We start from the raw sequence: 26,160 nt of genomic DNA, 5'->3' as shown, positions 1-26,160 counted from the left end.
ATGAGCCATATCCGTATCGACAACATCCACAAGAGCTTTGGCCCGGTCGAGGTGCTCAAGGGCATCGACCTTGAGCTGGAACAGGGCTCAGTGCTGGCGTTGCTGGGTCCATCAGGTTGTGGCAAGACCACATTGCTGCGGCTGATTGCCGGCTTCGATCCGGTGGATGAGGGCAGCATCCATTTTGGCCAGAAGCTGATGGCGTCCTCTTCGGTATTTGTACCGCCAGAACGCCGCCGCATCGGCTATGTACCCCAGGAAGGTGCGCTGTTTCCGCACCTAACGGTAGAGGGCAACCTGGCCTACGGCCTGCCCAAGTGTGCCAACCGCAAGCAGCGGGTCGCCGAGGTGCTGGAACTGATCGGCCTGCAAGATTTCGGTCACCGTTACCCGCATGAATTGTCCGGCGGACAGCAGCAGCGGGTGGCGCTCGGTCGCGCGCTGGCGCCCGATCCGCAACTGGTGCTGCTGGACGAGCCGTTCAACGCACTGGACCTGGAACTGCGCCGCAGCATGTGCGAGGACGTCATCGCGCTGCTGCGCAAGACCGGCACCACCGCCATTCTGGTCACCCACGACCCCGGCGAGGCCTTTGCCGTCTCCGACCAGCTGGCGGTGATGATGAAGGGCCAGATCATGCAGTGCGCACCACCGGAAACCATTTACTGGCAACCGGCCAGTGAAACCGTGGCCCGCCTCACCGGCGACGCCATCTTCATGCCCGGCGAGTGTGCCGAAGGCGGTATCCGCAGTGCGCTGGGGGTGATTCCGCTCTATAGCAGCTGTCCGGTACCCAGTTGCCACAACGCTACCGTGATGGTGCGTCCGGAGCAATTCCAGTGGTGCCAGAACTGCAAGGGCGTACCGGCCTGGGTCACCCGCCGCTCGTTCCGTGGCGATCACACGCTGATCGAGGTGGAAATCGATGACATGTGCCTGAGCCTGCGCATGCCCTCGCTGACCACCCCGCAACTGGGTGAAAGCGGCCATCTGCGCGTGCTGGGCAAGTGCATGGCCTGGGCCTGACACAGGCCCTGTCACAAAACTGCAACCTGCACCATCTAGACTAATTCTCTGCCATAGAAGGGCCTGACTACGGGAGCGGCCCTTCCCGTTTTCCCCTGATGGAGAGAGTTGTATGCGCCCCCTGTTTACCCTTGCCGCTGCCGGGCTGCTCAGCGCCTGTGCCCAGAGCGGCCCTGTCCAGCTGTATTCCGGCAGCAGCCAGCCGGTGACACAGCTGGTCACCCTGGATGTGCCGCCGGCACTGGAGATCCTGCACATCAACGGCCAGCCGGTACCCGCCGCCAACCGGATGACTGGCAACCAGCCACGCCAATTGCAGCTGCAGCCGGGCAAGTACCGTGTCAGCGCCTATTACAAGAACATCTTTGATATTGACGGTGGCCTGTCGCACGAAGTGGTGCGCAGCAACAGCGCGGTATTCAGCATCAATGGCAAGGCCGGCGATGTCTGGACGCTGGGCTTTGCCGCACCGCAAACCCTGGAGGACGCCCGCAATCAGCGATTGTCCTTTACCGGCTGGGCTGAAAACAGCGGCACAGGCGAGCGGGTTGCCGGTGAGGTTACCACCGAACAGACTTCCGTGCTGAACCTGCTGGCCGGTGATGGTCCCGCGCAGAGCCCGCGCAACACCGTGGAGCCACTGGCCACACCAGCGCTGCCGACAACGGCCACGCTGCCCAATGACAATGCAACCCTGACCACCCTGCAACACCTCTGGCTGATGCTGGACGAACAGGGCCGCACCAGCTTCCTGCGCTGGGCCGCAGACTGATCCCAATTGCTCCTTGCCCTGTGTTAGGGTTCACCCGGCCATGTGCCGGGTTTTTTATGCGGTCGTATCGGTGTCCCGGTGATTCATCGTTTGCACGAGCACGCCCCGATGAGACAACTGCCCGGCCCTGCTGCTACAGGAGCCATTCTGGCCTGAAGTGATGCGCCGGCAGACGGCGCGGAAGGCTTTTCCGGCATGGACCTCTCCAGTACCGGCTTGCGGACAGGCTCAGCCGTACCGCACAAATGCAAAAACGCCAGCACGAGGCTGGCGTTGTGATGCTGCAACAGCCGTCAGAAGTCGTAACGCAGTCCGACCGACAGTCCTGCCGCTTCGGTACCTGTTGCGGCAACACCCGGCTTGGCACTGCGTGCCTGTGCCCAAGGGGCCAGCTTCGAGTGTTTGTCATTGTCCATAAAGGCATAGTTGGCATAGACCCGCACTGCCTTGTCCAGTTTGTGCTCGACGCCCACCACCCACATGTCGGCACCATAGTCGGAATCATCCGCATCACGGGTCATCCACATCGCCTTGAGCGCGGTGTTCTTGCCCAGCATGTACTCACCGCCTAGCCCGTAAGTGTCGGACGACAGCTGCTTGCGCAATGCGCTGTTGCCGGACTTGTAGTCGGTGCTCTGGTAAAAACCGACCAGTTTCAGGTCATCCATGACCTTGTAGGAGCCGGCCAGCCGCAAGCCGTTACGCTTGCCACGACTGTTGTCCGCACCCACCGTTTCGTAGGCCAGCGCAGCAGCCAGCGGGCCTTTGGCGTAGTTGAGCGACAGGCTGCCGGCATTGCTGCTGTCATCCTCTTCTGTGGCTGCCTGGCCTTCATAGACCGAATACGCCAGCTTCATGCTGAAGCCGTTGTACTCCGGTGACGTGTATTGCAGCGTGTTGTCGTAGCGCTCGTCAAAGCGGGCATTGCCGACGCGGGTCAGGTTGCGCATGTCACCGACCTGGTCGCCAAACAGGTTGGCCGGACCACGTGCCGTTTTGAACGGGCTGTCAAAGCGGCCCATCTGGATGGCACCAAAGTTGCCGCGCAGGCCGACAAAGGTATCTCGGGTACTGAAGCTGGCGCTGTCACCGTCATTGCTGCCGGTGGTGAAGTTGATCTGCTGCTCGATCTGGAAAAAAGCGGTCAGGTCTGGATTGATCTCGTGGCTGCCCTTGAAGCCCAGGCGCGAGGAGTTGCTGGACAGGTTGGCCTTCGAGTAATCGGCACCATCATCCAGATAGTCGACCGAAACATGGGCGCGACCGTAGATGGTCACATCGGCCATGGCCTGAGTGGAAACCGCCAGTGCCAGCGCCGTCGCCGGCACAGTCAGATAACGCCCTGCGGGCTTGATTGCATTGAGCTTGATAGCCATTTAAGTATCCCCTTGTGTTGGACAGGACACAGCGTTTGTCTTGTTTGCTGTGGTTGCCGGGGATACTAGTGGCCCATCATGGCAGGGCTGTTACCGTCTGATGACGGTTTGATGACAGACGCGCAGCCTGCGCTCGATCATGGCAGGGCGGCTATCGCCTGCCCGATTTGCCCGAGCCGGTCCGCCCAGCTGCCACCCGCATGTACCAGCGGCTGGCGGTGCTGCACCAGCCAGTGTTCCAGTCCGGTATGGAAGGCCTGGCGTGTGGCCAGTTCCGGCTGGCAGCGCTGGCCATCGGCTTGCCAGGGCAGGCCGTCGGGGCTGAGCAAAAATACCGCATCGTAGTGTTGCTGCTGCAACAGCTGATCGATCCAGCCCGGGCTTTGGCCAAACAGGGCCAGACTCCACTGCCGGTTGCTGAGCAGGTGGGTGTCCAGCAGCAGTAGCGGCGGCTGCAAGGCACGGGCCTCCTGCTCGCGCCGCCATTGTTCACGGGCAATGATCTCGACATCGGCATAACAGGTATCGCGCTGGTGCAGCTCGATGTATTCACGCACATATTCGCGCACCACCGGTGCCCCGAAACGCTGCGCCAGCGCGGTACAAAGGCTGCTCTTGCCGGCGGACTCGGGGCCGGTCAGCACCACCACCTTCATGCCGTGGCCGCCTGCTGTTGCGGGCGGCTCCACTGCCACCAGCCATAGGCGGCCAGCCCGGTGAATACCAGATACAGCAGCGCGGTCATGTGCAGCCCGACCGACAGGAACATGCCGACATAGACCACATCCAGCACCAGCCACAGCGGCCAGCACTGCAGGCGCTTGTTGGCCATCCAGTACTGGCCGGCCAGGCTGAAGCCGGTCAGGGCGGCATCCAGCCAGGGCAGGTTGGCATCGGTGTAGCGGCTCATCAACACACCCAGCACCAGGCTAATCAGCACTGCAACCCCCAGGTCACGTACCACCCGCAGCGCCGGCAATACTGTGACCGGCAGGGGCCTGTGCTGCGTGCCGCCACGTAACCAGCGCCACCAGCCATAGCCCTGCAGCACCGCATAGATCATCTGCAACAGCATTTCCGAATACAGCCGCGCATCATAAAAAATGCCGATATACAGCAGCACCATCACCAGCCCGACGGGCCAGGCAACAGGCTTCTGGCGCGTCATCAGCCAGACGGACAGCGCACCAAGGACAGCGGCAAGGGATTCGATCCAGAACATCGGTCAGGCAGGGGCCGGTAACTTTGCGGAGGCGGCATTATACGCCATCTGCCGGCTGGCCGGACTTGTCCTGCTGTTGCCGTCGCCAAACGGAAACACCCGGCGAGGCCGGGTGTTGTCACTGTTGCACTCAGGTAAAGATGCTGTAGAGGATTACCGTCAGCGCCAGCACCGGCAGCGGTACCAGTACACTGACCACCAGCACGCCGGGGTAGGCCCGCTGGTGGGTTTCCTTACAGATGGCACGGATGGTGGTGACCACGTAGCCGTTGTGCGGCAGCGAATCCAGACCACCGGAAGCGATCGCGGAGATCCGGTGCATGGCACCATTGTCCAGCCCCATGCCCTGGTAGATCGGGGCCAGGATCGGCAGGGCAATACCCAGACCACCGGATGCCGAACCGGTAATGCCGGCAATCACGGTCACTGCCACCGCCAGGCCGGCATACTCCAGGCCGGGCAGGTCGGTCAGCACGGCAACAATGCTGGCAAAAGCCGGCGACTTCGACGCCACCGCGCCAAAGCCGACCACGGCACAGGTGTTGGAAATGGCGACCAGCGCATTTTCGGTACCCGTGCTGATCATCTGGCCGGGCCTGGTCATCTGTTTGTGAAACATACCATAGCCCGCCAGCAGGCTGGCCAGCATCGCCACCAACAGGGCCTCGATCACCGGAATATACAGGCTGAGCAGGTTGAAGCCACCCACCAGAATCACCAGCGGTACCACCGAAGGCCAGAAACCGACCAGGGTAGTACCGGTGCTGGCCACGGCACCATAATCGGCCGGCAAGTCAAAGCCTTCGCCGCGAGCCTTGGCACGGTCCGCCATGATTTTCAGGCAGATGCCGCCCAGCGCCATGATCAGCAGGCTCATCAGGACACCGATGATGCCGCCGGCAGTGGCCGTGGTGCCGAAGTGAGTGGTAGGAATCAGGTTCTGGATTTCCGGCGAGCCGGGCGACACCATGGTGAAGGAAATCGAGCCGAAGATAATGGCCGCCGGAATAAACCTGTGCGGAATGTTGGCACTGCGGAACAGTTCGAAGGCAATCGGATACAGGGTGAAACCGACCACAAACACGCTGACACCACCATAGGTCAGGATGGCCCCCGCCCCCACTACCGCCATGATCGCCCGCCGGGCACCCAGCACCTGTTTCGACTTGTTGGCAATCGCCAGTGCCGCACCACTGTCATCCATCAACCGGCCGAAAATCGCACCGAGCAGCAGGGCCGGAAACCAGGTGGTGAAGAAGCCGGTAAAGCCTTTCATGTAGTAGTCGAGCATGGCGGTGCCCAGATGCATGCTGCTGGTCAACGCCACAATGATGGCGCAGAGCACTGCCGCAAAGATGATGTTGACACCGCGCATGGTCAGGATGACCAGTAAAACCAGACCGGCCAGCAAGCCGAGATAGCTCAGGGTAAGCATAGGAAACACCTGCAATTGATCTTGTTATTGTGTTGCCCGTGCGAGGTGTGGACGGGCAGTCAGGTTTGAGTCTATGGACTAGATTTCTGCACTAAAACCCGTTGATCACGCAGACCAGCCGTGCATTTATGCACAGCAATTACTTGGTTTTCCAGCTAACCATTGTGGATTCAGGGGCTCGGCATCCGTGCAACCACAATCAGCTTCGACTTTCCTACAACCAAGGTCGCATACTGCGGTAGACTTGACCGTACCGATATACCGGACGGCATCCGTACTGCCGTCGCGCGCCCTTCTGGAGTCCTGCCCATGCAAAAAATGTCATTCCTGTTGTCCGTCCTGCTGCTGGCATGCCTTCTGCAAATGCCGGCAGCCAGGGCCAATGAAGCTGCTCCGGTCAACTACATCACCCTGGTACCTCCGCTGGTGGGAAATTACGACCCGGGCAGCAAAAAACTCAAGTACTACAAGGCCGACATCGCCTTGCGCGTGAGCAATGACAACAAGGCGAAAGTGGAAATGCACGAGCCGCTGATCCGCGATCAGCTGATCCTGCTGTTTGCACAAAAAACCGAAGAGGACTTTGCCACCATCGAAGGCAAGGAAGCGATCCGCAGGGACGCGCTGCTGCGTGTTCAGCAGGTGCTACAACAAGAGGAAGGCCTGCCGCTGGTTGATGACCTGCTCTTCAACAATCTGGTGATGCAACGCTAGAAGCCATGCCAACGGCCTGCTGGCCGGAAAACAAGAACTCTTGCATCCATGCGCTGCCCGGCAGTGGCGCGAGACTGACACAATACCCATGCCTGCCACGGGTAGCTGCACCAGCCGTGCCCTTCCACAGCCCCAGACAAACCGCCAGACCATCACCAAGCAGCTGGCCCGTTCATTTTTCGGCGTACCTGCCGATAAAGGCAACGCTCCCTTACCCACACCTCCCTGCTGACGTCATCGAGACATCCTGAAATGCAAAACGCGAGTGCCCCCATTCCCGAATCATCCAACAACCGTTTGCTTGGCATTATTGCCAACTACCAGAAGCACATTGGCAAGACACTGTGGATCATGACACTGCTGGCCTGGGCCATGTCGTGGCTGTATGCCGGCGTGCACCAGACCTGGCTGCTGGCCCTGACCATTGGCGGTGCCCTGACCGCAATCAACAGCCTGCTGCTATGGCAAGCCTCATACAGGGTATCGTCCATCGGTTCGGGTATTGTCCTGATGTTCTTTGTCAGCCTGCATGTCCACCAGCTGCACGGCATGATCGAGGGCCACTTCGGCTATTTCGTCTTCATTGCCGCGCTGTTCGCCTATCTTGACTGGCGTCCGGTCGTTGCGGCAGCCGCTACCGCAGCAGTACTGCACGTCAGCATCCACATGCTGCAGATGGCCGGCTATCCGATTTACCTGTTTCCGGAACATCACCATTCCTGGACGATTGTCGCCGTGCATGCGTTTTATGTGGTCATCGAGTCAGCCGTACTGATCTACATGGTCAGCCTGGCCCGTCACCTGCTTGAGGTTTCACAAAACCTGCTCAGCACCCTGTCCGCAATCAATGACAAACAAGACAGTCTGGACCTGGGTGCGCGCATCGACGCACGGCACCGCAACAACCCGCTATTGGCCCTGTTTGACCGCGTGCTGGGCAGCATGGACCAGGCCCTGCAACGCACCCTGCAGGCCGAGCGCGACTCGACCCTGCTGTTGCAGCAGACCGGCCAGGACATGCAACTGCTGACCCGTCAGGTCGACAGCAACCAGGAAGCGGCCAGCCAGATCCATACGTCCCTGACCTCGATTTCACGCATGTCCGAAACGGTGTACCAGGCCATTGATGAAACCGTAACGGCCATTCGCCAGGCTGCCGAACGCCAACAGGCCGGCAGCCGGATCATTTCCAGCTCGGAGCAAAGCCTGAGCCAGCTCAGCACAACCCTGGACAACACTTCAGAACTGATCCAGAGCCTGGCGGCCGACTGCGCTGCCGCCATGAGCATTCTTGACGATGTCCGCAGCATTGCCGAACAGACCAACCTGCTGGCACTCAATGCCGCCATTGAAGCCGCCCGTGCCGGCGAGCAAGGCCGTGGTTTTGCCGTCGTCGCGGACGAAGTGCGCACCCTGGCCACCCGCTCGGCCCAGGCCACGCAAAGCATCGGCGACATCATTCACCGCCTGCATGCCATCTCGCAAGACTCGGTGACCACCATGGAACAAAGTGCCGGACAGGCCCAGGGCAACCTGCAACATGCACGCCAGGCCATTGAGTATTTTGTCGAAATCGATGGCATTCTGCAGCAGATGACCCGCCTTGGTGACGACATCATCCAGGCATCCCGGGAACAGCAGGCCGAAATCGGCGAACTGCTGGTCCAGGCCGGGTACGTGCGCGAAACGGCGCTGGAAAGCAGGAGCGCCAGCCTCAGTGTCGATCACAATATCAGCGCACTGATGCAGGAATTTGCCCAGCTGAAAAACAACCTGGCCGCCTTTCGTACCAGCGCGTCATAGGCTTTTGCTGATGCGGGATGGCTGCGAATGACTCCGCAACCGGCGGCACAGCCATACGCCGCCTGTCATGCCGGCTTGCGCAACACGCCGTAGACCACTTGCCAGGTAACCGGCAACCCGGCCGGCTGGCGCAGCTGCTCATAGCTGTGCAGCAGTCGCTGGTAGGCATTACGCCCAAGCAGGCCAGGGCGCTCGCCCTGTTGCAGGTGCTGGGCACCTATGCCGCGCAGATGGCGGGTAACCGCGCGCACATCGGCGTAATGCTGCACATGGGGCCGACACTCCAGCTGTAATGTCTGCAGCCCGCTGTTCGCGCAGTGCTGCCGGTAATCATCCTGCGTACGAAACCGGTTGACCCGGCCGGTGCTGCCGGCCGCCTGCCAGCTCAACCCGAGTTCGTACAGGGTACCGCTGGCCAGACTGCTGAAGGCCAGCACCCCGCCGGGCCGCAAGATCCGCCCGGCTTCAGCTAATATCGAAGCAAAGTCCTCACACCACTGCAATGCCAGGCTGCTGAATACCAGATCCTGTGATTGTGCGGCCAGCGGTACAGCGGCAGCATCAGCACAGAGATAATCGGGACCGGGCCGCAGGGCACGTGCCTGCTGCAGCATGCCCGGAGCAATATCCAGACCGGTACCCTGTGCGTCGGGAAAACGCTGCTGCAACTGCTGGCAGAAATAGCCGGTGCCGCAGCCCAGATCCAGCCAGCTGTCGACCTGCAGCATGGAGGGCAACTGCTCCAGCAACCGGAGGCCCACCTCCCGTTGCAGGGCAGCCTCGCTGTCATAGCTGTGCGCGGCTGCCGAGAACGCCCGCGCCACCGGATTGATGCAGGGCTCAGCCATTTACCGCACCCCCTGTCATGAAAGCATGCACTGCGGCGGCCAGCTCACGGTGGTCCGTGAGTACAAAGGCATGACTGCCCGGCCAGCTGCACACCTGCGCTTGAGGATTCAATAACTGCAGGTCATGCGTCACACCGACTAGTACCAGTGCATCAGCTTCTGCCAGCACATGCAGCTGCCGGCACTGCAGCTCGGCAATGGCGGTACGGTTGTCCAGCTGCGCCAGCCAGGACAGGCTGGCGAGCCGGCTTTCGGTATCAGTCGAGGCGGTAGCTGACAGCTCTGCCGGCACAGCCTCAATTTGACCGCCATGCAGGCACAGCTGCTGAAAGCCTTTGAGGGTACCGCTCCAGTCGCGTGCAGCGCGGCGGCTGAAATTGTTGAACTCCCGCTGCGGCATGGCATGAGGCCAGTCGTTGCGGGCAACGAAGCAGGCATTGCTGGCCAGCGTAACCAGTCCCGGGCAGCTGTTACCACGTCTGTGTGCCAGTGCGGTGGCCAGCATGCCGCCCAGCGACCAGCCGATCAGCCAGCTGTCTGCCGGTATTTGCGCATCCAGTTCGTCCAGCGCCTGTTCCGCTGTGGTGCATTCCGGTAGTGGCAGCAGCTGTACTTCGTGCTTGTTCGAGAGGTAGTCGGCCAGCGGCTGCAACGGAGCCAAGCCCAAACCCCAGCCGGGTAGCAGGCTAACCTTCATCACTCACTCTCAGCAGATATACGTCCGAACCTGTAGGTGCGAATTCATTCGCACACCATGATCCGGTGTGGTCCATATTTGTGCGAATAAATTCGCACCTACACATTGGCAAACTCCCCGTGCACCTGCTCCAAAGCCGTCAGCAACTGCTCCACTTGCTCCCGGCTATGGCCGGCGGTCAATGTGATGCGTAGACGGGCGCCACCTTCCGGCACTGTCGGCGGACGGATGGCGGTAACCCAGATACCCAGCTCGCGCAAACGCTGCGACATGGCCAGGGCGCGGCCACTGTCGCCGACCAGCAACGGCTGGATGGCGGTCGGGCTGTCGACCAGTGGCAAGCCCAGCAAGGCGGCCTCGTGGCGGAACAACCGGATCAGCTCTTGTAGATGTGCCCTGCGATCATTGTCCTCGCGGGCCAATCGCACACTGGCCAATGTGGCACAGGCTACCGCCGGCGAGCTGCTGGTGGTGTAGATGTAGGGCCGGGCAAACTGGATCAGGCTTTCAATCAGCTCGCGGCTGCCGGCAACAAAGGCCCCGGAGGTGCCCAGCGCCTTGCCCAGCGTGCCCATCAATACCGGCACCTGCCGTGCATCCAGTCCGTAATGCTCCAGCGTGCCGGCACCGCTTTCACCCAGCACACCGATGCCGTGGGCGTCATCCACCATCACCCAGGCTCCATGCTGGCCGGCCAGTGTGCAAATATCAGGTAGCGGAGCCAGGTCGCCATCCATGCTGAATACGCCATCGGTGGCAATCATTGTGTCGCCCTGGCAGCGGGCCAGGTGACCAGCCAGACTGGTCATGTCATTGTGCAGATAGCGCTGGAAACGGGCACCCGACAGACGGCCGCCATCCAGCAGCGAAGCATGATTGAGACGGTCGTGCAGCAAGTGATCGCCAGCTTGCAGCAGCGCGGTCAGCACCGCCAGATTCGCCTGATAACCGCTGCCAAACAACAATGCAGCTTCACGACCGGTCCAGTCCGCCAGTGCCTGCGCCAGCTCTTCGTGGGGCTGCATGTGGCCGGTGACCAGATGTGCCGAGCCACCGCCCACGCCCCAGCGCCCGGCACCCTGTTGCAGCGCTTCGACCACCTGCGGATGGCTGGCCAGCCCCAAATAGTCATTGGAGGCAAAAGCCAGATATTCGCGGCCATCAATCTGCAGCAACGGCCCTTGCGGGCCCTGCACACAGACATGGCGGCGATAGCGTTGTGCCTGCTGCTGGGCAGCCAGCCGGCCGGCAAGGTCAAACGCCATGGCTACTGCGCTGCTGCGGCGTCGTAAAACAGCTCGCTGCCGCGATTTTGCAGCACCGCCTGCTCCAGCGCGGCATAGTGCACATCATCGTCGTGCTCCTGGCGCTGCTCGGGCTGGATGCCGAGGCGGGCAAACAGCTGGCGGTCACGGTCGGCTTCGGGGTTGTCGGTGGTCAGCAACTTGTCGCCGTAGAAAATCGAGTTGGCCCCTGCCATGAAGGCCAGCGCCTGCATCTCGTCGCTCATCTGCTCGCGTCCGGCCGACAGGCGCACATGGCTCTTCGGCATCATGATGCGCGCCACCGCCAGCATGCGGATGAAATCAAAGGGATCGACGTCTTCGGCATCCGCCAGCGGCGTGCCCTGTACCTTGACCAGCTGGTTGATCGGTACGCTCTGCGGGTGTTCCGGCAGGTTGGCCAGCTCCAGCAGCAGCTTGGCACGGTCGGCCAGTGACTCGCCCATGCCGAGGATGCCGCCGGAACAGATCTTCATACCGGCATCGCGCACGTGAGCCAGCGTTTGCAGGCGCTCGGCGTAGGTGCGGGTGGTGATGATCTGGCTGTAGAACTCGGGCGAGGTGTCCAGGTTGTGGTTGTAGTAGTCCAGTCCGGCCTCGGCCAGCTCGCGGCTCTGCTGCTCGTCCAGCCGGCCCAGGGTCATGCAGGTTTCCAGGCCCATGGCCTTGACGCCCTTGACCATCTCCAGCACGTAGGGCATGTCCTTGGCAGTCGGATGTTTCCAGGCCGCGCCCATGCAGAAACGGGTCGAGCCCTGTGTCTTGGCGCGCTGCGCCTCCTCCAGCACCTTTTGCACTTCCAGCAGCTTCTGCTTGTCCAGCCCTGTGTTGTAGTGACCGGACTGCGGGCAGTACTTGCAGTCCTCGGGGCAGGCACCGGTCTTGATCGACAGCAGAGTGGAGACCTGCACACGGTTGGCGTCGAAATGTTGCCGGTGTACCAGCTGGGCCCGGAACAGCAGATCATTGAATGGCAGGTCGAACAGGGCCAGCACCTCGTCGAGGCGCCAGTCATGACGAAGGTCGTGGGCAACTTGCATGGATTGTTCCTTTTTATGGCTGCTAGACTGCACAAAGTTGTCGCAATATTCAGGGAGGAATCATGCGCTGTCAACTTTTATGGATACAAAAGGTTTACAACTTTTTATTGCAGCCGGACCATTGCCTGCTCTGTCTGGGCCGGCCGGACAATCAGCCATTGCCGATTTGCAGCGGCTGCCAGCAAGACCTGCCCTGGCTGTTACACGGATGCCGGCATTGCGCCCTGCCGATTGCCGCCGGGGATGATGAGTGCGCTGCCTGCCAGCAACAGCGTCAACCATTCCACAAGGCGTACTGCGCCTGGCGTTATGATTTTCCGGTCAACATGCTGGTGGGTAACTTCAAATACGCCAGAGACTGGCCCGCAGGACGTCTGCTCAGCGAACTGCTGATCGCCCATTTGTCCTATTTGCAGCAGGAGGAAGGACTGGAACTGGCCGAGGCGCTGATACCGGTGCCGCTGGCCAGCCAGCGCTTGCGCCAGCGTGGCTACAACCAGGCACTGATGATCGCCCAGTGGCTGGGCCAGCCATTGCAGCGGCCCGTCTTGCACAACGCCGTGCGCCGGGTACGCTATACCCGTACCCAGCAGGGGCTGGATGCCCGGCAGCGGCAAGCCAACATGCTCAATGCGTTCCAGGTGATGCAACCGCAACAGGTGGCTGGCCGCCATCTGGCACTGGTCGACGATGTACTGACCACCGGTGCCACCTGCGCGGCACTGGCCCGCACATTACTGGCAGCCGGTGCCCGGCGTGTGGATGTGTATTGCCTGGCACGAACCGGCAGACAAGAGCTGATGCAACCCTGAACGCCCGGCAACACTACGCAAAACCTCCCGGCCCGCCTGCTCAATGCAAACGACCCGGGAGGTCTGTACGGCGACACAATTCCCGCGCTACGCCAACGGATAATGCTCCAGTTCACGGGCAATCAGCATGCGCTGGATTTCACTGGTGCCCTCATAGATCTGGGTAATCCTTGCGTCACGGTAGTGCCGTTCCACTGCGTAATCCTCCAGATAGCCATAACCGCCATGCACCTGGATCGCCATTGAGCACACCCGTTCGGCCATTTCCGAGGCAAACAGCTTGGCCTGTGAAGCCTCCGACAGGCAGGGCAGACCGGCGCTGCGCAACTTGGCCGCATGCAGCACCATCAGCCGGCTGGCGTTGATTTGCGTATGCATGTCGGCCAGCATGTTGGCGACGCTCTGGTGTTCACGGATCGGCTTGCCGAACTGCTCACGCTCACCGGCATATTTCAGCGCGGCCTCAAAGGCGGCACGGGCAATGCCCACCGACTGGGCGGCAATGCCCAGCCGGCCACCTTCCAGCCCGGACAGCGCCAGCGCCAGACCCTTGCCACGCGGCCCGAGCATGTTCTCTTTCGGCACCCGACAATTGACCAAAGTCACCGCGCAGGTATCCGAGGCCTTCAGCCCCATCTTCTGCTCCATGCGTTCCACTTCAAAGCCGGGCGTGTCGGTGGGCACCAGGAAGGCCGACAGACCCTTCTTGCCCAGCTCCGGGTCGGTAACGGCAAATACGATGGCCAGCCCGGCCCGCTTGGCGTTGCTGACAAACTGCTTGCTGCCGTTAATCACCCAGTGGTCACCATCCTCGACGGCACGGGTACGCAGGTTGTTGGCCTCGGAGCCGGCCTGCGGCTCGGTCAGGCAGAAGCAGCTGAGCACCTCACCGGCGGCCAGCGCCGGCAGCCATTGCTGTTTTTGCTCCTCGCTGCCCCAGTTAAGCAGGGGCGCACAACCGACCGAGCTGTGAATACTCATCACCGCACCGGTGGCAGCACAGCCACGGGCGATTTCTTCCACCGCCAACGCATAACAAGTGTAGTCGATGTAAGAGCCGCCCCAGTCTTCCGGCACCATCATGCCCAGCAGGCCCAGCTCACCCATCTGGCGCAGCACCTGGTCGTCCAGCCAGCCTTCCTTTTCCCAGCGCTCGGCATTGGGCGCCAGCTCGGCGGCGGCAAAGTCGCGCGCCATGTCGCGAATCATCCGTTGTTCTTCGGTCAGGTCAATATCATGCATGATCATGCTCCTTGAGCGCCGGCCAGGCTGATACCGGCAAACAGTGCATCAACTTCCGTTTGCGGTACTTCTTCGATGCTGCCGTATTTCCAGCGCGGGTTCTTGTCTTTATCCACGATCAGGGCGCGAACGCCTTCAATGAAGTCACCTTGTTGGAACCAGCGGGCGACCAGTTGCAGCTCCATGGCAAAGCATTGCTGCAGGCTCAGCCCGCGACCATGCCGCAACAACTGCAGGGTGGCGGCCATCGCCAGCGGTGAGCGGCTACGCAAGGTGTCGATGGTGGCTTGCGCCCAGCCGGTCAGGGACGGGTCCTGTTCACCGGCCAGCGACTGCAGGATGTCCGGCACCCGGTCAAAGGCGAAATGACGGTCAATCGCACCGCGCAGCGGCTCCAGCTCGCCCTGTTTACCGACCGGACTGGCCAGGGTTGCCAGCAGGCTGCGAATCGACTGTTGTGGAGCCAGCTGCCAGTCCATCTGGTCCAGGCAACGATCCAGCTCGGCCACCTGTTCGTCGGCAATCAGCCAGTCGGCCAGGCCGGTATAGAGCGCATCTGCGGCACCCACCATGTTGCCGGTAACGCCCAGATAAGTGCCAAGCTCGCCGGCCAGACGGGACAGGAAATAGCTGCCACCGACGTCCGGAAAGTAGCCGATGCTGACTTCCGGCATGCCCAGCCGCGCGTGGCCGGTCACCACCCGGAACGCCGCCCCCTGGAACAGCCCCATGCCGCCGCCCAGCACCAGCCCTTCGGCCAGCGCCAGCAGGGGCTTGGGGTAGTCATGGATGTGCTGGTCCAGCCGGTATTCTTCGTGAAAGAAGGCTTCGTTGAGCGGGCTGCCCTGCTGATGGTTGTCATATAGCTCGCGAATGTCGCCACCGGCACAAAATGCCTTGTCACCGCTGCCGCGCAGCACCACCGCCACCACATTATCATCGGTAGCCCACTGTTCGAGGCAGCTCTGGATCTGCCGTACCGCTTCGAGATTGATGGCGTTGTAGGCGGACGGGCGATTGATGGTGAGGTGTCCGACCCGATTGCGGACTTCGGCAAGAATCAACGGCTGAATGTCAGTCACGGCGTTACTCCTGTTTTGTGTACAGCTTGATGATGGCGGAAAAATCCAGCTGGCCATGCCCCTGCAGGCTGAACGCCTGATACAGCTGCTGGGCAGCAGCGCCCAGAATCACCGGTTGCTTGGCCAGACGCGCCGCCTCGGTGGCCAGGCCCAGATCCTTGAGCATCAGGTCGGTGCCAAAGCCGCCAGTATAGCCGCGACTGGCCGGGACATTCTCCAATACATCCGGATAGGGGTTGTTGACCTCCGAACTCCAGCAGCGTCCGCTGGAGGTGTTGATGATGCCGGCCAGCACCTTGGCATCAATGCCCAGTGAGGTACCCAGCGCCATGGCTTCGGCAACGCCGATCATCGAGATGCCGAGCAGCATGTTGTTGGCCACCTTGGCCACCTGGCCATTGCCGCTGTCGCCACAGTGCACGATGTTCTTGCCCATCGCCGCCAGCACCGGACGGGCGAACTCGAATTCCTCCGCGCTGCCACCGACCATGAAGGTCAGGGTACCGGCCGTGGCACCGGCGGTACCGCCGGAAACCGGCGCATCCAGCATGTAGTGACCGGCCTGGCGGGCGGCGGCACTGACTTCACGGGCACTGTGCGGGTCGATGGTGGAACAGTCGAGCAGGTGAGTCGGCTGCTGCAACAGCGACAGCAGGCCTGCATCACCCAGATAGAGGGACTTCACATGGGGGGCGGCCGGCAGCATGCTGATCACCAGTTCGGGACGGGCGGTTGCCAGCGCTGCCACCGAATCACAGGCGGTTGCACCAGCGCCAACCAGTGCTTCTACCGCTGCGGCAGACAGGTCGAAAACGCTCAGTTGGTGGCCTGCCTTGAGCAGGTTGGCGGCCATCGGGCCACCCATATGGCCGAGGCCGATAAATCCGATATGCATGGGGTGTGACTCCGTTATTGTTGGTTTTGAGTCCGGAACGGCAAGCCGGCCCGCGACGGGCCGGGCTGCGTCTGCTTATTTAAGGCTGATGGTGGTATTGAGCGCTCCGGCTTCGGCGTCTTCGTCGAACCAGCGGGCAGTGACCGTTTTGGTCTGGGTGTAGAACTGCACCACCTGCTTGCCGTACGGGCCCAGATCACCCAGCTTGGAAGCGCGGGAGCCGGTAAAGGAGAAGATCGGCACCGGCACCGGTATCGGCAGGTTGATACCGACCTGGCCGACATCGATGTCTTCCTGGAAACGGCGGGCTGCCGCGCCGGAGCGGGTAAAGATGGCTGTACCGTTGCCGTTGGGGTTGCGGTTGATGATGTCGATCGCCTCATCCATGCTGTCGGCGGTCATCACGCACAGCACCGGCCCGAAGATCTCTTCGTTGTAGATACGCATGTCGGTGGTGACACCGGAGAACAGCGTCGGCGCGACAAAGTTGCCGTTTTCATAGCCGGGCACCTGCGGGTTGCGGCCATCCAGCTCCAGTGTCGCACCTTCGCTGACACCACTCTCGATCAGGTCGGTAATGCGCGCCAGCGCGCCCCGTGAAATGACCGGTCCGACATCGGTGCCCGGCTCACAGCCGGCGTTGACCCTGAGGGTTTTCGCCCGCTCCACCAGCTCCGGCAGCCAGTTTTTGCTTTCGCCGACCAGAATCACCACCGGCAGCGCCATACAGCGCTGGCCTGCGGCACCAAAGGCGGCACCGGCAATGGCGTTGAGGGTCTGCTCCTTGTTGGCATCGGGCATGATGATGGCGTGGTTCTTGGCTCCCATCATGCACTGCACGCGCTTGCCATTGAGCGAGGCGCGGTTGTATACGTGCGTGCCGACATGGGTCGAGCCGACAAAAGACACCGCCTTGATCTCCTTGTGGTCACAGAGCGCATTCACCGCATCCGGGCCGCCGTGGATGATGTTGAGCACGCCGGCGGGAATGCCCGCTTCCAGCGCCAGTTCGGCCAGACGCATGGTCACCATCGGGTCCTGCTCGGACGGCTTGAGCACAAAGGTATTACCGGTGGCAATCGCCATCGGGAACATCCACAGCGGAATCATCGCCGGGAAGTTGAATGGAGTGATGCCGGCACAGACGCCAATCGGCTGCAGCAGGGTGTAGGTATCGACACCACCGGCCACGTTGTTGGCCAGCTCGCCCAGCTGCAGGTTGCCGATGCCGGCAGCGTGTTCGACCACCTCCAGGCCACGGAATACGTCACCTTCGGCATCGGCCAGGGTCTTGCCCTGTTCGGCGGTCAGGGTGGCCGCCAGCTCCGGCATGTGCTCGCGGATCAGCTGCTGATACTTGAGGAAAATCCGTGCGCGGGTACCAATTGCCGTCTTGCGCCAGGTCTTGAACGCTGCGGCCGCGCTGGCGATCGCCGCTTCGATTTCATCGGCGGTAGCAAAGGGTACGCGGGCCAGAACTTCCTGGGTAGCCGGGTTGACCACCTCGCGCCATTCGCTGGTTTTGGACTCGACAAACTCACCATTGATGAGTAGCTTGACCGTTGGAATACTGGATGCAGTCATTGTATACCTCGCTGTGCGGCTGTCCGGTACATGACAGGTGTGCCGCCGGATTTGTCTGAAGAAGGCCGCGTGCTTGCCGCCCACAAGAATTGTTTTTGTTTTGTGCGCCCTGCTTGGGTACGGCTTCAATGTAGCAGTGCAAATTTATCATTAACAACCCACATGACTGCAGATTCATTGTGCAATTTTGCAGATTAGACCTAAGGCGAACAGCAAATGGACTGGGACCAACTGCGTTTTTTTCTTGAGCTGGCACGGGCCGGACGCCTGGTGATTGCCGCCCGCCGGCTGGAGGTGGACCACACCACCGTCTCGCGCAAAGTGCAGGCACTGGAGAAAAAACTCGGCATGACGCTGTTCCTGCGCGAGCCCGACGGCTACAAGCTGACCGAAGCCGGCCGGGACCTGCTGCCGCAGGTCGAAGCAATGGAAAGCGCCTATGTCGGCATTGCCCAGTCACTGACACCCGGCAGCGACCAGCAGCTGTCCGGCCTGGTGCGCGTCGGTGCCACCGAAGGCTATGGCAGCACCATCCTGGCCAGCCAGCTGACCCGGCTGTCACAGCGCCACCCGGACCTGAAGGTCGAGCTGCTGGCGGTTCCGCGCGCGCTGCAACTGTCGCGCAACGAAGCCGATATCGTGATCACCCTGGAGCGGCCCGAACGCGGCCCCTTCATCATCACCCGCCTGACCGACTACAGCCTGCGCCTGTACGCCAGCCACGGTTATCTGGCGCAGCACTCACCCATCCACCAGCGCGAGCAGCTGAAGGGGCACAGCTTCGTGTCCTATGTCGATGATCTGCTCTACAGCAAGGAGCTGCTGTTCCTTGACGAGGTGGTCAAACCGGCGCGCACGCCCCTGCGCAGCACCAGCATTTTGGCCCAACAGCAGATGGTTGCTGCCGGTGCCGGGCTGGCGATCCTGCCGGCCTTCGCCGCCGACCAGAACCGGGCACTGGTACCGGTGCTGCCGGATGCCATCCACTTCACCCGGACCTTCTGGATGCTGATGCCGATCGAACTGAAGGACATCGCCCGCATGCGCACCACCTGGAACTTCCTGCGTGAGCAGGCGGCCCAGTTGCAGTCCACCCTGCTGCCGGAGCATGGCTGAGGTGACGACAGCCGCAGCGCCGCCACGCGGTACCGGCAACACCGTCTCCATCGAGCTGGTCAAGCAGTCGTTGCAGGTCGCACACCGGCAGGGCTTCCATGTGCCGCCGCTGCTGGAGCGCTGCGGCTTGCCGGCGGACATCCTGCAGCAGGCCTCCGGCCAGCGTTTGCCGGTGGCCCGCTTTGCCGAGTTCTGGCGCCAGCTGGCCGACTTTCTGCAGGACGAATTCTGCCTGATGGACAGCCGCGCCATGCGCCCGGGCAGCTTCGCCTTCATGTGCCGGATCGCCGCGCGCCAGCCAACCCTGGCCGAAGGCATTGCCGCCGGCCTGCAGTTTTTGTCACTGGTGTTCGACGACATGCACGCGGTGCTGCACCGGGAACAGAACCTGGCACAAATCGTATTTGTCGAGAACGAACCACAGCCCAAGCGGGCCTTTGCCTATTTCACCTTCTGGATGTATGTCCACGGCCTGACCTGCTGGCTGGCCAACCAGCGCATCCCGATCCTGGCCATCGATTCGCGCTGCCCGCCGCCGGAGCTGGACGAAGACTACCGGGTGATGTTTACCCACAGCCTGCGCTACAACTGTCAACAATCCCGGCTGCTGTTTGTCTGTGACAGCCTCGACAGCCCGATCCGCCGCAGCGAGGACGAGCTGCAGCGTTTCATTGCCGAGTCGCCCGACAACATCATGGTCAAGTACCGTGACCCGCACAGTCTGACCAGCCAGGTTCGCCAGCTGCTCGGTGCCATTACGCCCGCCGCATGGCCTGATGCACCGGCCATGGCGCAACAGCTGTGCATGTCGGTGGCCACGCTGCGCCGCCGTCTTGCCGAGGAAGGGCAAAGTTTCCAGGCAATCAAGGACAGCGTGCGCAAAGCGCGTGCCCTGCAGTTGCTGGCCAATGAGCATGAGACCTTTGTCGATATCGCTGCCATTCTCGGTTTTGCCGATGTCAGCTCGTTCTACAAGGCCTTCCGCAAGTGGACCGGTATCCAGCCCGGCTTCTACCGCTCGACCGTACTGGGTCAAAATAGCTGATTGTCCAAATCGCTCAACCAGATTGATGGGTTTGGCTATTGTTTTGTCTCTGGCTTCAAGCCGACCATCAAGGCGTACCTCTTGCACTGTCAACAATAATAATTTGCCAGGAGTCAGCCATGAACCCCGTCAATCACGACTATTTCGACGCTTTTAAAACCTTCGACTACGCCGCCACCGTGCGCAATGCCATCAGCGGCAGTCTCGATGCCATGAATGCCTGTCACGAATGCTGTGACCGCCATGCCCTGCCCGGCCGCATCGGCCTGCTGCAGGAAAATGCCGACGGCACGTCCAGCATCCACAGCTACATCGAACTCAAGGATCAGGCCGCGCAGTTTGCCAACTTCCTCGCCAGCCAGGGCATTGGTGCCGGGGATGTGGTTGCCGGCCTGCTGCCACGCAGCCACGAATTGCTGATCACCATTCTCGGTACCTGGCGTATCGGCGCTGTCTATCAGCCGCTGTTTACCGCGTTCGGCCCCAAAGCCATCGAGCACCGGCTGCACACCTCGGGTGCCCGGCTGGTGGTCAGCGATGCCAACAACCGCGCCAAGCTGGAAGAGGTCGACAACTGCCCTGACGTGGTGACGGTGGCCGGCCGCAAAGGTACCGGCATTGCCCGTGGCGACTTCAGCTTCTGGCAGGAAATGGCGGGGCAGAGCACCGACTTTGCCCCCGTCATGCGCAGTGGCGACGATCCCTTCCTGCTGATGTTCACCTCCGGCACCACCGGGTTGGCCAAGCCCCTGCAGGTACCACTGAAGGCGATTGTCGCTTTCCAGCGCTACGCCATCGACGCGGTCGGCCTGCGCATGGATGACTCGTTCTGGAACGTGGCCGACCCCGGCTGGGCCTATGGTTTGTACTTCGGTATTACCGGGCCGATGTCGATGGGCGTGCCGGTGCTGTCGGTAGACGGCATTTTCAACCTCGACCGCAGCCTGGCCATCGCGAAAAAGCACAAGGTCAACAATCTGGCCGGCGCGCCCACGGTGTTCCGCATGATGATCGCCGCCGGTGAAAAGGTCGCCCACGAATGGAAAGACCAGCTGCGCGTGGTCAGCAGTGCCGGCGAGCCGCTCAACCCGGAAGTGATCCGCTGGTTTGCCGACAACCTTGACGTGCAGATCAACGACCACTATGGCCAGACCGAGCTGGGCATGGTGCTGTGCAATCACCATAACCTGGAGCATCCCGTACACATGGGGGCGGCCGGCTATGCGTCACCCGGCCATCGTGTGGTGGTGCTCGACGAAGAGACCCTGACCGAGTTGCCCGCCGGCCAGCCGGGCATCCTCTCGGTTGATCTGGAGCAGTCGCCGATGACCTGGTTCCAGGGCTACAAGGACATGGAAACCACCGCGTTCCGTGGCCGTTATTACCTGACCGGCGACACCGCCGAGCTCAACGATGACGGCAGCATCAGCTTTGTCGGACGTTCCGATGACGTCATCACCACCTCCGGTTATCGCGTCGGCCCCTTCGATGTGGAAAGCGCGCTGCTTGAGCATCCCGCCGTGGTCGAGGCCGCAGTGGTCGGCAAACCGGACCCGCAACGCACCGAGATCATCAAGGCCTTCATCATCCTGCAGGATGGCTACCGGGGCACGCCGGAGCTGGCCGAGGAGCTGCGCCTGCATGTGCGCAACCGCCTGGCCGCCCACGCCTACCCGCGTGAAATCGAGTTCCCGGACGAGTTGCCGAAGACCCCCAGCGGCAAGGTGCAACGTTTCATCCTGCGCCAGCAGGAAATCAACCGGACCAATGAACAACAGACCCGTCAGGCCGCCAACGGCTAAGGAAAACTGCATGCAAATCGCCCAACATTCCTTTGTTGTCAGTGGCGCCGGCTCCGGACTTGGTGCTGCTACCGCCCGCCATCTGGTGCAACAGGGCGCACAGGTGGTGCTGCTGGACATCAACCGGCAAGCGGTAGCGGAGCAGGCTGATGCACTCGGAGCGCATGCGCTGGGTCTGACACTGGACATCTGCGACGCGGATGCGGCGCAGCAAGCACTGCAGCAAGCTCGCGAACACTTCGGTGCCCTGCATGGCCTGGTCAACTGCGCCGGCATCGTTGCCGGTGCCCGCATCCTCGGCCGCGATGGCCCGCATGGCCTGGAGCTGTTCAACCGGGTATTGCAGGTCAATGTTGGCGGCAGCTTCAACCTGTTGCGACTGGTGGCCGGCCATATCGCCGACAATCCTCCGGACGCCGGCGGCGAGCGCGGCGTGATCATCAACACTGCCTCGGTGGCCGCCTTTGACGGCCAGCTCGGGCAGGCTGCCTATGCCGCGTCCAAGGGGGCGATTGCCAGCCTGACCCTGCCGGCCGCACGCGAGCTGGCCCGGGCCGGCATCCGGGTCATGTGCATTGCGCCGGGCATCTTTGAAACCCCGATGATGGCCGGCATGACCGAGGAAGTACGCCGCAGCCTGTGCGCCGGCGTTCCCTTTCCTCCCCGGCTGGGCCGCCCGGACGAGTACGCTGCACTGGTGCAGCACATCATCGAAAACAGCATGCTCAACGGCGAGGTGATCCGCCTTGACGGCGCGCTACGGATGGGAATCAAATGACCATGAAGATTCAGGACCCGGTTGTCATTGTCGGCATGGCACGCACACCCATGGGCGGCTTTCAGGGCAGTCTGTCCGCGCTGAGCGCGCCGCAACTCGGTGCGCAGGCAATCGCTGCCGCCGTGCAGCGCAGCGGCGTGCCAACAGAAGCGGTCGATGCAGCATTCTTCGGCTGCGTGCTGTCGGCCGGTCTGGGCCAGGCCCCAGCGCGCCAGGCGGCACTGGCGGCCGGGCTTTCAACCGCCACACCCTGTACCACAGTCAACAAGATGTGCGGTTCGGGCATGCAGACAGTGATGCTGGCCCATGACGCCCTGCTCGCCGGCAGTGCTGGCGTGGTGGTGGCCGGCGGCATGGAGAGCATGAGCAACGCACCCTATTTGCTGGACAAGGCCCGTCAGGGTTACCGCATGGGCCACCAGCAGGTACGCGACCACATGTTTCTCGACGGACTGGAAGACGCCTACGACAAGGGGCGCCTGATGGGCACCTTTGCCGAAGACAGCGCCGCCGACTACGGTTTCAGCCGCCAGCAGCAGGATGACTTTGCCGAACGCTCATTGCAGCGTGCCTGCCAGGCGATCAACAGCGGAGTGTTTGACAGCGAAATCACTCCGGTCACGGTCAAATCCCGCAACGGCGAGGTTAGCGTCAGCCAGGACGAACAGCCGCCCAGGGCAGACCCGGCCAAGATTCGCGCCTTGCGCCCGGCCTTTCGCGAGGATGGTACCATCACCGCGGCCAACGCCAGCTCGATTTCTGACGGTGCTGCGGCGCTAGTGTTGATGCGCCAGAGCGAGGCTCGTATCCGCGGCCTGCAACCGCTGGCCATTGTGCATGGCCACAGCAGCCACGCCGCCGAGCCGCACCTGTTTACCACCGCTCCGGTCGGTGCCATCAATGCATTGATGCAGCGTACCGGCTGGAACCTTGAGCAGGTGGACCTGTTCGAAATCAACGAAGCTTTCGCCGTGGTCACCCTGATTGCCATGCAGGAGCTGCAACTGGATCCCGAACGGGTCAACGTCCATGGCGGTGCCTGTGCGCTGGGCCACCCGATCGGCGCGTCCGGTGCCCGCATACTGGTCACCCTGATCAACGCCCTGCAACAGCGCAAGCAGCGTTACGGCGTGGCCGCCGTCTGCATCGGCGGTGGCGAGGCGACGGCCATGGCGATCGAGCTTTGTCAGGTATAAAGCCAAGCCCCAATAGCGATTTTAAGCTTGTAACTGAACCGTCATATCAATCAGATTTGCCTGGCCATTTGCGCAAAATTGGCCGGACGGTGTGATATCTGTCAGCGCAAAGCTTGTGCGACCATGGATGGTCGCACAGAGCCTACAAGGATGTACTCGCGGCGTCTTTGCGCGACAGACATCACACCGCTACGCTGTATGTATATTATTTTCACAACAAGGAGAGCTTCAATGTCTCAAGAACTGGAAACCTATCAGAGCGCCCAACAGCTGCAACTGAGCAACAAACTGGTAGTGGAAAAAATCGGCCATACCGCCCTGCTGACCCTGAACAACCCCTCAGCCAACACCTGGGACGCCGGCATGCTGCGCGGCATCGAACAACTGGTTGCGCATTTGAACCAGGACGATGATATCTACGCCCTGGTGATCACCGGCGCTGGCGAGAAATTCTTCAGCGCCGGTGCCGACCTGAATTTGTTTGCCAGTGGCGACAAGGCCATGGCGCGGGAAATGGCTCAGCGCTTCGGCGCAGCCTTTGAAGCCCTGAGCAACTACCGCGGCGTCAGCATCGCCGCCATCAATGGCTATGCCATGGGCGGCGGACTGGAGTGTGCTCTGGCCTGTGACATCCGCATTGCCGAAGAACAGGCACAGATGGCCTTGCCCGAAGCCACTGTCGGCCTGCTGCCCTGCGCTGGCGGCACCCAGAAACTGCCCTGGCTGGTCGGCGAAGGCTGGGCCAAACGCATGATGCTCTGTGGCGAGCGCATCAATGCCGCCACCGCCGAACGCATCGGGCTGGTCGAGGAAGTGGTTGCCAAGGGCGAGGCGCTGAATGCGGCGCTGGCACTGGCGGAGAAAGTCGGCAACCAGAGCCCGGTCGCGGTTCGCGCCATCAAGCCGCTGATCCAAGGTGCGCGCACACAGGGGCCGGACCACTGGCTGCCACTGGAACGTGAGCTGTTCGTCGACCTGTTCGATGCGCAGGACACCACCGAAGGCGTCAGCGCCTTTCTGGAAAAGCGCAAGGCACAGTGGCAAAACTGCTAACCGGCAGATTCAGCCTGTTGGCCATTTGCCGGTTTGTATGCCCCGCATAACCCCGCTTGCCAACAGGCTGCCTGGCACCGATCGGTTTTAACTGCATACATTGGCGGCTGTAAGCCGCCAGTAAGATCTGCGTTATACCAGCCGGATCCGCAGCAGATGAGACCGGTCACAGAACAGCCGCCCTGGAACCCAGTGAAACCCGCCACAGCAATCACAGTGCAAACCCACTTCAACAGACCTTTCTCCGGTATCCTGTACACAAATCACCAAACACGAGATACCCCAATGTACAACTGGCTTAACGACCTGCCCAAGGCCGAACTGCACCTGCACCTGGAAGGCTCACTGGAGCCCGATCTGATGTTCGAGCTGGCACAGCGCAACAACATACAATTGCCCTGGAACTCGGTGGATGAAGTCCGCAGTGCCTACAACTTCAACAACCTGCAGGAATTCCTCGACATCTACTATCAGGGCGCCAACGTGCTGCAGACCGAGCAGGACTTTTACGACCTGACCATGGCCTACCTGAAGAAGTGCGAGGAGCAGAACGTGCTCCACGTGGAACCTTTCTTCGATCCGCAGACCCATACCGACCGTGGCATCCCGTTCGAGGTGCCGATGCGCGGCATCAGTGAGGCACTGGCCGATGCCCGCGACCTGATGGGCATCAGCAGCGGCCTGATCCTGTGCTTTTTGCGTCACCTGAGCGAAGAGCAGGCCTTTGCCACGCTGGAGCAGGCCATGCCGTTCCGTGACCAGTTCTTTGCCGTGGGGCTGGACAGCTCCGAGATGGGCCACCCGCCGGTCAAGTTTGCCAATGTGTTTGCCAAGGCGCGCAGCGAGGGCCTGCTGGCTGTCGCCCATGCAGGCGAAGAAGGGCCGCCCGAGTACGTCTGGCAGGCGCTGGATGTGCTCAAGGTGGACCGTATCGACCACGGCGTGCGCGCCTGGGAAGACCAGAAACTGGTGCAGCGACTGATTGACGAGCAGATCGCGCTAACGGTCTGCCCGCTGTCCAACACCAAGCTGAAAGTCTATGAGCACATGAGCGAGCACCCGATTCTGCAGATGCTGGAGCAGGGGTTACTGGTAACGGTCAACTCGGACGATCCTTCCTACTTCGGCGGCTATGTGACAGAAAACTATATGGCGCTGCACGAGCATCTGGGCATGACCAAAGAGCAGGCAGAACAGCTGGCTGCCAACAGTTTCAAGGCGCGGCTGGCCTGATACCGTTGCATGTCCCATGCCAGACATGCTGCAGTAAAAATCTGAAAACAGGGTGCGCGAAAAGGGCAGCCCTGTCATAATACGGCACCGTTTTTTTGCTGTGGGT

General features: G+C 61.6%; 24 protein-coding genes. 12 read left to right on the top strand and 12 right to left on the bottom strand.

Annotated elements, in window-relative coordinates; translation table 11 throughout:
- Complete coding sequence (locus AR306_RS02280; protein WP_101495929.1) at positions 1-1,026, top strand: ABC transporter ATP-binding protein; 1,026 nt, start codon at positions 1-3, stop codon at positions 1,024-1,026.
- A 112-nt stretch (positions 1,027-1,138) separates the two neighbouring features.
- The gene (locus tag AR306_RS02275; RefSeq protein ID WP_101495928.1) at positions 1,139-1,798 is read left to right on the top strand and encodes a DUF2057 family protein; all 660 of its coding nucleotides are present in this window, start codon (positions 1,139-1,141) and stop codon (positions 1,796-1,798) included.
- Between the two features lie 293 nt (positions 1,799-2,091).
- On the opposite strand, the gene AR306_RS02270 is transcribed toward AR306_RS02275, so the two are convergent.
- The 4 genes from AR306_RS02270 to AR306_RS02255 form a co-directional block, all read right to left on the bottom strand.
- Positions 2,092-3,174, bottom strand: a complete 1,083-nt coding sequence (locus AR306_RS02270) for a porin (RefSeq protein ID WP_101495927.1) — start codon at positions 3,172-3,174, stop codon at positions 2,092-2,094.
- A 137-nt stretch (positions 3,175-3,311) separates the two neighbouring features.
- The gene (locus tag AR306_RS02265) at positions 3,312-3,830 is read right to left on the bottom strand and encodes an AAA family ATPase (protein WP_101495926.1); all 519 of its coding nucleotides are present in this window, start codon (positions 3,828-3,830) and stop codon (positions 3,312-3,314) included.
- Positions 3,827-4,396 carry a nicotinamide riboside transporter PnuC gene (pnuC, locus tag AR306_RS02260; protein WP_101495925.1) on the bottom strand — a complete coding sequence of 190 codons (570 nt, stop codon included), beginning with the start codon at positions 4,394-4,396 and terminating at the stop codon, positions 3,827-3,829. Before pnuC ends, AR306_RS02265 begins: the two co-directional genes overlap by 4 nt.
- Positions 4,397-4,526: 130 nt before the next feature.
- On the bottom strand, positions 4,527-5,831 hold the full coding sequence (locus tag AR306_RS02255) for a GntP family permease (RefSeq protein ID WP_101495924.1): 1,305 nt from the start codon (positions 5,829-5,831) through the stop codon (positions 4,527-4,529).
- Between the two features lie 309 nt (positions 5,832-6,140).
- Here AR306_RS02255 and AR306_RS02250 point away from each other — a divergent pair, with 309 nt between their 5' ends.
- Both AR306_RS02250 and AR306_RS13600 read left to right on the top strand, forming a co-directional pair.
- Positions 6,141-6,545, top strand: coding sequence for a flagellar basal body-associated FliL family protein (locus AR306_RS02250; protein ID WP_407071174.1), 405 nt, complete (start codon positions 6,141-6,143; stop codon positions 6,543-6,545).
- Positions 6,546-6,797: 252 nt separating this feature from the next.
- Positions 6,798-8,348 (top strand): methyl-accepting chemotaxis protein, encoded by a 1,551-nt coding sequence (locus tag AR306_RS13600; protein ID WP_101495923.1) that lies wholly within the window; start codon positions 6,798-6,800, stop codon positions 8,346-8,348.
- Between the two features lie 65 nt (positions 8,349-8,413).
- On the opposite strand, the gene bioC is transcribed toward AR306_RS13600, so the two are convergent.
- From bioC to bioB, 4 genes are all read right to left on the bottom strand, one after another.
- Positions 8,414-9,196, bottom strand: coding sequence for a malonyl-ACP O-methyltransferase BioC (bioC, locus tag AR306_RS02240; protein WP_101495922.1), 783 nt, complete (start codon positions 9,194-9,196; stop codon positions 8,414-8,416).
- Positions 9,189-9,893 (bottom strand): alpha/beta fold hydrolase, encoded by a 705-nt coding sequence (locus AR306_RS02235; protein WP_101495921.1) that lies wholly within the window; start codon positions 9,891-9,893, stop codon positions 9,189-9,191. Before AR306_RS02235 ends, bioC begins: the two co-directional genes overlap by 8 nt.
- Before the next feature lie 98 nt (positions 9,894-9,991).
- Positions 9,992-11,158, bottom strand: coding sequence for an 8-amino-7-oxononanoate synthase (bioF, locus tag AR306_RS02230; protein ID WP_101495920.1), 1,167 nt, complete (start codon positions 11,156-11,158; stop codon positions 9,992-9,994).
- 2 nt (positions 11,159-11,160) lie between these two features.
- On the bottom strand, positions 11,161-12,216 hold the full coding sequence (gene bioB / locus AR306_RS02225; protein ID WP_101495919.1) for a biotin synthase BioB: 1,056 nt from the start codon (positions 12,214-12,216) through the stop codon (positions 11,161-11,163).
- A 62-nt stretch (positions 12,217-12,278) separates the two neighbouring features.
- Between bioB and AR306_RS02220 the strand changes: the two genes are divergently transcribed.
- Positions 12,279-13,028: a ComF family protein gene (locus tag AR306_RS02220; RefSeq protein ID WP_101495918.1), complete on the top strand. Its 750-nt coding sequence runs from the start codon at positions 12,279-12,281 to the stop codon at positions 13,026-13,028.
- A gap of 87 nt (positions 13,029-13,115) precedes the next feature.
- On the opposite strand, the gene AR306_RS02215 is transcribed toward AR306_RS02220, so the two are convergent.
- From AR306_RS02215 to AR306_RS02200, 4 genes are all read right to left on the bottom strand, one after another.
- Positions 13,116-14,270, bottom strand: a complete 1,155-nt coding sequence (locus AR306_RS02215) for an acyl-CoA dehydrogenase family protein (protein WP_101495917.1) — start codon at positions 14,268-14,270, stop codon at positions 13,116-13,118.
- A 2-nt stretch (positions 14,271-14,272) separates the two neighbouring features.
- Positions 14,273-15,352, bottom strand: coding sequence for an enoyl-CoA hydratase/isomerase family protein (locus tag AR306_RS02210; protein ID WP_240622455.1), 1,080 nt, complete (start codon positions 15,350-15,352; stop codon positions 14,273-14,275).
- A gap of 4 nt (positions 15,353-15,356) precedes the next feature.
- Positions 15,357-16,247 carry a 3-hydroxyisobutyrate dehydrogenase gene (mmsB, locus tag AR306_RS02205; RefSeq protein ID WP_101495915.1) on the bottom strand — a complete coding sequence of 297 codons (891 nt, stop codon included), beginning with the start codon at positions 16,245-16,247 and terminating at the stop codon, positions 15,357-15,359.
- Between the two features lie 75 nt (positions 16,248-16,322).
- On the bottom strand, positions 16,323-17,831 hold the full coding sequence (locus tag AR306_RS02200; RefSeq protein ID WP_101495914.1) for a CoA-acylating methylmalonate-semialdehyde dehydrogenase: 1,509 nt from the start codon (positions 17,829-17,831) through the stop codon (positions 16,323-16,325).
- A gap of 216 nt (positions 17,832-18,047) precedes the next feature.
- On the opposite strand from AR306_RS02200, the gene AR306_RS02195 reads away from it, so the two are divergent.
- The 7 genes from AR306_RS02195 (at position 18,048) to AR306_RS02165 (ending at position 26,054) form a co-directional block, all read left to right on the top strand.
- A complete protein-coding gene (locus AR306_RS02195) occupies positions 18,048-18,947 on the top strand; it encodes a LysR family transcriptional regulator (RefSeq protein WP_101495913.1) in 900 nt (299 codons plus the stop codon).
- Position 18,948: 1 nt separating this feature from the next.
- Complete coding sequence (locus AR306_RS02190) at positions 18,949-19,992, top strand: AraC family transcriptional regulator (protein WP_240622454.1); 1,044 nt, start codon at positions 18,949-18,951, stop codon at positions 19,990-19,992.
- 119 nt (positions 19,993-20,111) lie between these two features.
- Positions 20,112-21,794: an AMP-binding protein gene (locus AR306_RS02185; RefSeq protein WP_101495911.1), complete on the top strand. Its 1,683-nt coding sequence runs from the start codon at positions 20,112-20,114 to the stop codon at positions 21,792-21,794.
- A 10-nt stretch (positions 21,795-21,804) separates the two neighbouring features.
- Positions 21,805-22,572, top strand: a complete 768-nt coding sequence (locus tag AR306_RS02180) for an SDR family NAD(P)-dependent oxidoreductase (protein ID WP_101495910.1) — start codon at positions 21,805-21,807, stop codon at positions 22,570-22,572.
- 2 nt (positions 22,573-22,574) lie between these two features.
- Positions 22,575-23,768, top strand: a complete 1,194-nt coding sequence (locus AR306_RS02175) for an acetyl-CoA C-acyltransferase (RefSeq protein WP_101496103.1) — start codon at positions 22,575-22,577, stop codon at positions 23,766-23,768.
- Positions 23,769-23,999: 231 nt separating this feature from the next.
- Positions 24,000-24,821: an enoyl-CoA hydratase gene (locus AR306_RS02170; RefSeq protein ID WP_101495909.1), complete on the top strand. Its 822-nt coding sequence runs from the start codon at positions 24,000-24,002 to the stop codon at positions 24,819-24,821.
- A 285-nt stretch (positions 24,822-25,106) separates the two neighbouring features.
- Positions 25,107-26,054 (top strand): adenosine deaminase, encoded by a 948-nt coding sequence (locus AR306_RS02165; RefSeq protein ID WP_101495908.1) that lies wholly within the window; start codon positions 25,107-25,109, stop codon positions 26,052-26,054.
- Positions 26,055-26,160: the final 106 nt, after the last annotated feature.

The sequence above is a fragment of the Thiopseudomonas denitrificans genome (genome assembly GCF_002866065.1).
GTDB classification, from domain to species: Bacteria; Pseudomonadota; Gammaproteobacteria; order Pseudomonadales; family Pseudomonadaceae; genus Thiopseudomonas; species Thiopseudomonas denitrificans.
Note: the sequence above shows the minus strand (reverse complement) of the source record. Positions and strands in the feature narration are given on the sequence as shown.